The organism is Gammaproteobacteria bacterium, from assembly GCA_003696665.1.
Lineage (GTDB): Bacteria > Pseudomonadota > Gammaproteobacteria > Enterobacterales.
Genome location: RFGJ01000541.1, coordinates 1 through 1,925 on the forward strand (window position 1 = coordinate 1; position 1,925 = coordinate 1,925).

Consider the following 1,925-nt stretch of genomic DNA (forward strand, 5'->3'; position numbering starts at 1 on the left):
CATATAAGATCCCGAGGCAAACAAAGAGAAACCATTGAGAGCCGCTGCGCTGGATGCCACTCCTACATTCACACCAATGGATACATCCAAGCCAATTCCAAACTCATCGCTGAAAAAGAAACCAATTTGCCCAGAATCCAGATTCAGAAGTACACCGACATTCACGCCAAGGCCCGGAAGTTTTGGCAGGAAAAGATCCACAGAAATTCCCACGGTCATTACATGACCATCAACCGAACATCCATTCATGGTTTCCTTCTTGACCTCTCCAGCCGACAACCGTGAGGACAGAAAAGAACCAACGCGAGGACCAACCCCCTCACTTGGGCTGGCAATCAACGAGGGGGTCAGGAGGTCATTGATATCGGCCTGCGTCAGCACAAAAACCGTTTTGTTTAATGTCGGAGACCGCCTTCCCCCTTTCCCCAAAACCACGTCAAAGCACCCATCCACGCGACCAGCTATGGCCCGGTCCGTCTCCGTACAGCTGCGCTTGCTGATATACCGCGGCATACTCGTTATCGGCGGCGGAAAACATTCAGTCACATGACAAACCAGACGCAACCCGCTCGGATCCGTGAAGTTGACCGGATCGCCGCCAACGTAGGAATAGAGATTGAGCTGGCCGCTCGCAAAGCCGATGGGGTCGGGCTCAAGAAAGCGGGCAAGCTCCGTGGCATAGACGCGGGCCCGCATGTGCAGCAGATCCGTGCCCGGAAGTTTGATGGCGCCCGTGTAGCCGAAGCGCGAGAAGCCTGTCCCGGCCCCCGAGCCGGGAGCCGTATCCGTGCTCTCCCCCCACGGCCCGTAGCGGAAGGTCGCAATCGCCGTGCCCGCATCGTTCGCCACCGCCACCACCGAGCCCCGCTCGTCCTGATAGATGAAGCGCCGGCCAGCGACCCCAGAACCGAAAGATTGAGTTTCTTCGTCCTCCCAATCAACCTCATGGACATTTTATTTAGGGATCCGTCAACATTTTTTCCTTCCCATCACCCCCCACTCAATGACAGGGGCCAAATTCCGGACATCTTATAAATATAAGTTCTGCACCACACTGAATTGATGCATAAAACGTCTTCCAATCTAGATTAACACTAATAGTTATATATCTTACATAAGGGCAAATATCATCATTTTTGTCTAATTTAGATATTGAATCATTATCAACGCCGCTATCTCCTATATTCTTTCCATCCACAATAAAGAACATTATATCCATCTCGTGCATAACATGTCCTCCATCAGTCGCCTGATTCAAATTAATACGTACAGGAGACAGAATCCTACCTACAGTGTATTTTCTTAATTCATCAAGTAATTTTTTGGGCATGTGAGTGCCGTCAAGTGACACATTAAATTCTTTACCCCATTTTATACGCATACGCTGCAATCGCCCATTTTGTTCATTCTTTACAGAAATTTCGATACTGTCAAGCTGCAGGGACTTTTCGATAACTTTCAATTCCGATGGTGTTCTGGCCCATGAGGACAGCGAAATTGAACTGAAAAATACCGTAATACAAGCCATAAGATGAGTAATAGGTTTCATTGGCAATCTCTCCTCAGAACGCACAACCGCTTGGGAATAGCGTTATTGCTACGTCATATGATGGCGGTTCAAACAGCAACAGGCCACCGTTCGGCGTACCAAGAAGTGCATCCACCTCAAATCCTAAGTTTTTGTTCAAAAACTCAAGCGAACCAATATCACTTGCACCACCTTCCCCTTCTCCCGCACGAGACAGTCGAAAATTTGCCGATCCACTCCTTGGGGGATGAGAATGAAAGAAAGCCACTGTCCGTGATGTTTTGATAAAACGCACCGATACATGTGTCGTTGTGCCCACAGTTACATTGATAGCTTGGAACAGCCCGCTGGCGGTACGAATGATCTGTGCACCGATTTCCTTTGCCGTTGTCCCAGC

3 protein-coding genes are annotated in these 1,925 nt (G+C 49.2%); all 3 read right to left on the reverse strand.

Annotated features, from left to right (window positions below; translation table 11 throughout):
- Positions 1–858 (reverse strand): RHS repeat-associated core domain-containing protein (locus D6694_13300; protein RMH37455.1); only part of this gene is annotated, 858 nt, incomplete at its 3' end.
- 142 nt (positions 859–1,000) lie between these two features.
- Positions 1,001–1,528: a hypothetical protein gene (locus tag D6694_13305; protein ID RMH37456.1), complete on the reverse strand. Its 528-nt coding sequence runs from the start codon at positions 1,526–1,528 to the stop codon at positions 1,001–1,003.
- A gap of 34 nt (positions 1,529–1,562) precedes the next feature.
- The coding region (locus D6694_13310; protein RMH37457.1) for a hypothetical protein at positions 1,563–1,925 on the reverse strand (363 nt) is incomplete at its 5' end.

Coding starts and splice junctions, on each gene's coding strand:
- D6694_13305 (RMH37456.1), bottom strand. CDS start 1,528: ATGGCTTGTATTACGGTATTTTTCAGTTCAATTTCGCTGTCCTCATGG.